Annotated in this window: 7 protein-coding genes; 4 read left to right on the top strand and 3 right to left on the bottom strand. The window is 68.0% G+C overall.

Features of this window, described 5'->3' with window-relative positions:
* Window positions 1-211 precede the first annotated feature (211 nt).
* From ABW137_RS15415 to ABW137_RS15405, 3 genes are read right to left on the bottom strand one after another with little or no spacing between them, the layout of a single operon-like run.
* Window positions 212-1012 (bottom strand): HpcH/HpaI aldolase family protein, encoded by an 801-nt coding sequence (locus ABW137_RS15415; protein ID WP_526401414.1) that lies wholly within the window; start codon window positions 1010-1012, stop codon window positions 212-214.
* Between the two features lie 10 nt (window positions 1013-1022).
* Window positions 1023-1886 (bottom strand): dihydrodipicolinate synthase family protein, encoded by an 864-nt coding sequence (locus ABW137_RS15410; protein ID WP_526401412.1) that lies wholly within the window; start codon window positions 1884-1886, stop codon window positions 1023-1025.
* Between the two features lie 59 nt (window positions 1887-1945).
* Window positions 1946-3277, bottom strand: coding sequence for an MFS transporter (locus tag ABW137_RS15405; protein ID WP_526401410.1), 1332 nt, complete (start codon window positions 3275-3277; stop codon window positions 1946-1948).
* Between the two features lie 147 nt (window positions 3278-3424).
* Between ABW137_RS15405 and ABW137_RS15400 the strand changes: the two genes are divergently transcribed.
* From ABW137_RS15400 to ABW137_RS15385, 4 genes are all read left to right on the top strand, one after another.
* Window positions 3425-4399: an SDR family oxidoreductase gene (locus ABW137_RS15400; RefSeq protein WP_526401408.1), complete on the top strand. Its 975-nt coding sequence runs from the start codon at window positions 3425-3427 to the stop codon at window positions 4397-4399.
* Between the two features lie 15 nt (window positions 4400-4414).
* The gene (gene moeA, locus ABW137_RS15395) at window positions 4415-5620 is read left to right on the top strand and encodes a molybdopterin molybdotransferase MoeA (RefSeq protein WP_526401406.1); all 1206 of its coding nucleotides are present in this window, start codon (window positions 4415-4417) and stop codon (window positions 5618-5620) included.
* 32 nt (window positions 5621-5652) lie between these two features.
* The gene (locus ABW137_RS15390) at window positions 5653-6366 is read left to right on the top strand and encodes a phosphatidylserine decarboxylase (RefSeq protein WP_526401404.1); all 714 of its coding nucleotides are present in this window, start codon (window positions 5653-5655) and stop codon (window positions 6364-6366) included.
* Window positions 6363-6760 (top strand): CDP-alcohol phosphatidyltransferase family protein (locus ABW137_RS15385; protein ID WP_526401402.1); only part of this gene is annotated, 398 nt, incomplete at its 3' end. The genes ABW137_RS15390 and ABW137_RS15385, both read left to right, overlap by 4 nt.

The raw sequence follows: 6760 nt of genomic DNA, 5'->3' as shown, positions 1-6760 counted from the left end.
TCAGCTTCGACGACACCCCGGTCGCCGCGGCCGCGAGCCTCACCAGCGTGCGGCAGCCGCTGCACGAGCTGGCCGCCGCCAGCATCGGTCTGGTGCGGGGCACGGCGCCGACGCTGCCGAAGCGGGGCTTCCCAGCGACGCTGGTGGTGCGCGGGTCATCCGATCCGGCGGTGGGCTAACCCGTGGCGCGGATGCCGGCGTCGCGCTCACTTCATCGCGCGGGTTGTGCGACCTGCGAGACTCGACGGAATTGGTCGATACCGCTCCTGAGCGCCTGGTGGAACACCTTGATATCGTTGCCGCAACACAAGACTCGATATCCGCGCCGCAACATGTCCTGTGCCGCATCGGGATTCGCGGTGGTGAAGCCCGCGGCGATGCCTGCCGACGCGGCCGCCTCGGCGACCCTGTCGAGGGCAGCCAGATAGCGTTCGTCGCCGAACTCACCGGGCACGCCGAGCGCTGCGGCGAGATCGTTGTCACCGACCCAGAGCACGTCGATGCCGTCGACCGCGGCGATCTCGCCGACGTGGGAAAGCCCCGCCACGGTTTCGATCTGGATGAAGACGGGCGTCTGGGCGTCGCGCCGCCGCATCTCGGCGCCCGGATCGGCAGGCGGGCGGAACCCGTCCGAGGCCACGCCGAAGGTCAGGGCGCGTTCCCCGGCCGGTGGATAGCGCACCGCCCGCACGATCGCCCGTGCGGTGTCGGCGTCGTCGACCGCGGGAACCATGATCGTGGCCGCACCGGCATCGAGCGCGGCGCCGATCATCCAGGGCACGGCGGCGGGCACCCGGATCCCGGCCGGGATGTCGGCGGCCCGACAACCCCACAGCGACGGCGCGAGTGCCCCGAGCGACCAGCCGGTGTGCTGCTGGTCGAAGAACACGAACTCGGCGCCCGCCGCCGCGGCAAGCGCCCCGACGCCGGGGGTGGCGAACTCCATGACGAAGGTGCCGAACACCGGCGCACCGCCGTCGGCGGCCGAGCGGATCGCCTCGGTGAGTGCCATCCGGTGGCACCTAGGGGCGGGCGCGCCACGGCGCGGTCAGGACACCGGTCCCGAAGCCCTGCGAGGCGAGCCGCTTCTTGACCGCGCTGATGAAGTCACCCTCGGTTTGCGCTGCCGCAGTGCCGATTTCGACGAGGTAGTTGTTCACCTGGGCCTGCAAACCCCAGGCCCGCTTGAGGTCGCCATCCCGTCCGGCCGCGATGAGGTCGACGAACAGCGCGACGTTCGAGGCGCTGACCACCGAGACGACGGACCGTGCGCCGACCGCGAAGCTGGCGGCGATCAGCTCCTCCTGCCCCTGGAAGACGACGAAGTCGTCGGGCGTATCCCACACCAGGCGTTGGGTCTCGGCGATCTCCTTGGTGGAGTCCTTGGTGCCTGCGATGCCCTCGGTGCCTGCCAGCCGGATCATGGTGTCGATCGTCATCCGGTTCTTGGTGAAGAACGGGTTGTGATAAGGGAATACCGGCTTCCCGGTGAGATCGACCAACGAGACGAAGTAGTCGTACAACTCGTCCTGGCTGTACCCGTAGTAGATCGGTGGCACCGCGAAGACGCCCTTCACGGGCAGGTCGGAGATGGGCTTCCATCGCTCCATCGTCCGGCGCGTGCCCTCGGCGCTGATGCCCGCGATCACCGGGAAGTCCTCGCCGAGTTCGTCGAAGAGGATCTCGAGGGTTCGCCTGCGCGTGGCATCGTCGATCGTCACACCCTCACCACCGGAACCGAACATCCAGAATCCGCTGGCGCCGGCATCGGCGTTGGCCCGGAACAGGCGGCGCTGGGCGTCCTCGTCGAGCGTCTCCCCCTCCAGCAGCATGGTCGGGCATGCCGGGAACAGGCCTTGGAAGTCGGATGGGTCGTGATCGGCCACGGATGCTGCTCCTTCGTAATTGGTTGCGGTGACGCCGTCTTGAACTATGCCGTCTTGAACTATTGGGCGACGGTGGGCGCGACGGCGGTACTCGTCGGCGCGTGGCGCCGCGGCTCGTAGATCCGCTTGGCGATCAGGGCCATCACGGCGGCGTAGATCATCACGGCGGCGAGGAACAGCATCGAGGCGTCGATGTTGCCCGTCGCGCCCTTGAGTGCGCCAACCACGTAAGGACCGATGAAGCCGCCGACGTTGGCCACCGAGTTGATGCACGCGATGCCGACGGCGAAGAAGGCTCCACTGAGTACGCGACTGGGCAGGCTCAGCGCGATCGGCTGGGAGGACAGTAGGCCGGCGGTCGCCACGCAGAGCAGAACCAGCGACAGCAGCGGTGAATGCGGCAGCACCACCAACCCGATGAACCCGAGCGCACCGACGAGGCACGAGATCGAGATCGCCGCATAGCGCGCGTTGAACCGTTCCGCGAGGACGGGGATCGTCACCAGTCCGACCATCGCGCAGATGTAGGGGATCGCCGAGAGCACGGCGGCCATGGTGTTGGTCGCACCGAGATCCTTCAGGATCGTCGGCATCCACAGCCCGAGTCCCAGTCCGGCGATGGGGAAGGCGATGTAGAGCGCCGACATGAACAGAATTCTCTTGTCCTTCAACGCCTTCAGTGGGTTGCCGTGGGGCGTGACGTCGATCTCGGCGTCGGCCGCGAGTTCGTCGACGATCACCTTGCGTTCGCCGTCGTCGAGCCACTTGGCGTCGTTGGGGGTGTCGGGAAGCGTCTTGAGGACCACGAAGGCGAGCAGCACGGCGGGCAGTCCGGTGATGATGAACACCCACTGCCAACCCTTCAGGCCCAGGGTTCCGTCCATCAGGAGGATCAGGCCCATCAGGGGCGCCCCGATGATCGAGGCGAGTGGGTTGCCGAAGATGAGGAAGCCGAAGACGGTGGTCCGGCGCTTCGAGCTGTACCACTGCGTGAGGAAGTAGATGAGGCCGGGGAAGAGGCCCGCCTCGGCGGCGCCGAGGAGGAATCTCAGGACGTAGAACGTCATCTCGCTGTTGGTGAGCGAGAACGCCATGGCGATCAGACCCCAGGTGACCATGATGCGGGTGATCCATCGGCGGGCCCCGAACCTGGCGAGCGCGAGATTGCTGGGGACTTCGAAGAAGAAGTAGCCGATGAAGAACAGGCCCGCGCCGAATCCGTATGCGGCATCGGATAATCCGAGATCGGACTGCAGCGTCAGCTTCGCGACGGCGACGTTGCTCCTGTCCACGTAGGCGATGAAGTAGATCAGGATCAGGAAGGGCACCAACCGCCAGGTGACCTTGCGGAAGACCGCGCTGGGCGTCGGAGCAAGTCGTTGGTCTGACACCTCGAACCTCCTGGTGATCCACATTACGTAAACGTTTACGTGAAACGACTGGTTATTTCATACCGCAGCACTCCAGATGAGGCAAGACCCCATTCGCTTACGCTTTAGCGCACCTGAACGCCGCGCCCGTTCCGTAGGGTCGTGACCATGAGTACAGACACCAAGTGGACCGCGGCCGACGTGGGCGACCAGACCGGTCGCGTGGCGATCGTGACCGGCTCCAACACCGGTCTCGGTTACGACACCGCCAAGGTGCTCGCCGCCCGCGGCGCCAAGGTGGTGCTGGCGGTGCGCGACCTCGACAAGGGCAACGCCGCGGCGGCCCGGCTCGCCGGCGAGGTGTCCCGCGCGGACGTCACCGTCCAACCGCTGGACGTCGGCTCGTTGCAGTCGGTTCGGACGGCCGCCGCCGAGCTCAAGGCGGCCCACCCGAAGATCGACCTGCTGATCAACAACGCTGGCGTGATGTATCCGCCGAAGCAGCTGACCAAGGACGGCTTCGAGCTGCAATTCGGCACCAACCACCTTGGCGCCTTCGCGCTCACGGGCCTGCTGCTGGAGAACATGCTGACCGTGCCCGGCTCGCGCGTCGTCGCGGTCGCGAGCATCGCGCACACCATCCAGGCCAGCATCCACTTCGACGACCTCCAGTGGGAGCGCAGCTACAATCGGGTGGCCGCATACGGGCAGTCCAAGCTCGCCAACCTGATGTTCACCTACGAACTGCAGCGCCGTCTGCGCGGGCAAGAGCGCAGCGAGCCGGGCAATGCGACGACCGCCAACAAGACGACCGCCAACAACGAGCCGACCATCGCCGTCGCCGCCCACCCCGGCATCTCCAACACCGAACTGATGCGACACATCCCAGGATCTGGACTACCCGGCTTCAGCAAGCTCGCCGGCTTGGTCACCAACAGCCCAGAGATGGGCGCGCTTGCCACACTGCGCGCCGCCACCGACCCCACCGTCCAGGGCGGTCAGTACTACGGCCCCGAGGGTTTCCGCGAGCTGCGCGGCTACCCCAAGTTGGTGGAGTCCAGCGCCCAGTCGCACGACATCGACATCCAACGGCGATTGTGGGCGGTCTCCGAGGAGCTCACCGGCGTCACCTACCCCGTCTGACCCGCTGACACCGCCATGAGATCCGTCGAAGAACATCAACGCGCCGTCGCAAGCCTGATCACCGCCCGCCGACCCGAGGAGGTGGCGATCGGCGATGCCCTTGGTCTCGTCCTGGCCACCGACGTCGTCGCGCCGCTGTCGCTGCCGGGCTTCGACAACTCGGCGATGGACGGTTACGCCGTGCACGTCGAGGACGTCGCCACTGCATCGGCCGATCAGCCGGTGAAACTGATCGTGGCCCAAGACATTCCCGCGGGACGAACCGACACCCTGGTACTCGAACCCGGCACGGTGCACCGCATCATGACGGGCGCCCCACTACCCACCGGGGCGACGGCCGTCGTCCCGGTCGAGGCCACCGATGGCGCCATCGACGCCGTCACGATCCTCGCGAGTCCGCGTCCGGGCCAACACATTCGCCATGCCGGCGAGGACGTCACCGCGGGCACGACCGTGCTGCACGCCGGGCAGGTGCTGACCCCCGCCGCACTCGGGCTCGCCGCGGCGCTGGGCCTCGGCAAGCTGAACGTCGTTCCTCGACAACGTGTCCTGGTGATGTCAACGGGAACCGAACTGGTGGCGGCGGGCACCCCACTGCAGCCCGGCCAGATCTACGAGTCCAACGCCGTCATGCTGGCCGCCGCGGTCCGCGACGCGGGAGCCGAGGTGGCGACGGTCGCGATGACCTCCGACGACGTCGCCACCTTTCGCGCCGTGCTTGCCAGCCACGCCGAGACGGCCGACCTGATCATCACCACGGGCGGCGTCAGCGCGGGGGCCTACGAAGTGGTGAAGGACGCCCTCGCCGACGAGGTCTCCTTCGTCAAGGTGGCCATGCAGCCGGGCATGCCGCAGGGTGCAGGCCACGTGGCGCAGACCCCCATCGTCACGCTGCCCGGAAACCCGGTGAGCGCCCTGGTGTCCTTCGAGGTGTTCATCCGCGCTCCGCTGCGGGCGGCGATGGGCTTGGTGCACGCCGACCGTCCGCGACTGACGGCCACGGTGCTGGAGGATCTGACGTCGCCCCCCGGCAAGCGACAGTTCCGCCGCGGCGTGCTGAACCGCTCGGAAACCGACGGGCTGGCCACCGCCACCAGCTACGGCCCGCCCGCTTCGCACCACTTGCGATGGCTCGCCTCAGCCGACTGCCTGCTCGAAATCGACGAGGACGTGGTCGCGCTGCCAGCGGGTTCCCCGGTGCGGGTATGGGATCTGGCATGAACTTCGAAGCGCACACGTAGAATCGCAAGCCCATGGCCAGACCCGCGCGACCCGCAGATGCCGCCAACTCCTCCGAGATCGCCCGCTTCGTTGAGCTGGTCAGATCCACCGTCCCCCCGGTCCACACCGCTGGCCTGCCGTTCATCGCAGGTGGACTCTCCGTGGCCGCCGCCGGCCGCAAGCACCGGTGGCTACGCAACGCGGGCCTGACCGCCGCGGGCGCGTGTGCGCTGTTCTTCCGGCACCCGCCGCGCGTGCCGCCGACCCGGCCGGGCGTCGTCGTCGCCCCCGCCGACGGGCTGGTCACGCTGATCGAGGGGGTCCGCCCGCCCGCCGAGCTCGGCATGCCCGACGTGCCAATGACCAGGATCAGCATCTTCCTGTCGATCTTCGACGCCCACGTGCAGCGGGCGCCCGTCGCCGGTGAGGTGGTCACCGTCAAGTACCGGCCCGGTCAGTTCCAGTCGGCGGACAAGGACACCGCGAGCGAGGTCAACGAGTGCAACGCGGTGTGGTTCCGCACCGTCGAGGGCGTCGACGTCGCGGCCGTCCAGATCGCCGGCCTGATCGCCCGGCGCATCGTCTGCTCCGTCCACCCCCGCGACAAGGTGGCCCTGGGTGAGACCTACGGTCTGATCCGCTTCGGCTCACGCCTGGACACCTACGTCCCCGAGGGCTCCCGGGTGACGGTCGAGCTGGGCCAACGGGCCATCGGCGGCGAAACGGTCCTCGCGGAGCTGGCGTGAGCCGTCCCAAGGGCCAACCCGCCCGCGGTCTGCGGATCCTGCCCAGCGCGACGACGGTACTGGCGATCTGCGCCGGGCTGACGTCCATCAAGTTCGCCCTCGACGCGAAGCCGTGGATCTCGCTGGCCCTGATCGGTGCCGCCGCCATCCTCGACGGCATCGACGGCGGCATCGCCCGTGCGCTCAACGCCCAGTCGCGGATGGGCGCCGAGATCGACTCCCTTGCCGACGCGGTGAACTTCGGCGTGGCACCGGCGCTCGTCGTCTACCTGACGCTGCTGCCGAACTCCCAGCTCGGCTGGATCTTCGTGTTGTTGTACGCCGTCTGCGTCGTGCTGCGGCTGGCCCGGTTCAACGCGCTGCTCGACGACCACACCAAGCCCGCGTACACCCG

The organism is Mycobacterium sp. (genome assembly GCF_040509115.1).
GTDB lineage: Bacteria > Actinomycetota > Actinomycetes > Mycobacteriales > Mycobacteriaceae > Mycobacterium.
Note: the sequence above shows the minus strand (reverse complement) of the source record. Positions and strands in the feature narration are given on the sequence as shown.

Bases quoted from the DNA above. Each gene is read 5' to 3' on its own strand.
- ABW137_RS15415 (WP_526401414.1), bottom strand. From the start codon at position 1,012: ATGGCACTCACCGAGGCGATCCGCTCGGCCGCCGACGGCGGTGCGCCG.
- ABW137_RS15400 (WP_526401408.1), top strand. From the start codon at position 3,425: ATGAGTACAGACACCAAGTGGACCGCGGCCGACGTGGGCGACCAGACC.
- moeA (WP_526401406.1), top strand. From the start codon at position 4,415: ATGAGATCCGTCGAAGAACATCAACGCGCCGTCGCAAGCCTGATCACC.
- ABW137_RS15390 (WP_526401404.1), top strand. From the start codon at position 5,653: ATGGCCAGACCCGCGCGACCCGCAGATGCCGCCAACTCCTCCGAGATC.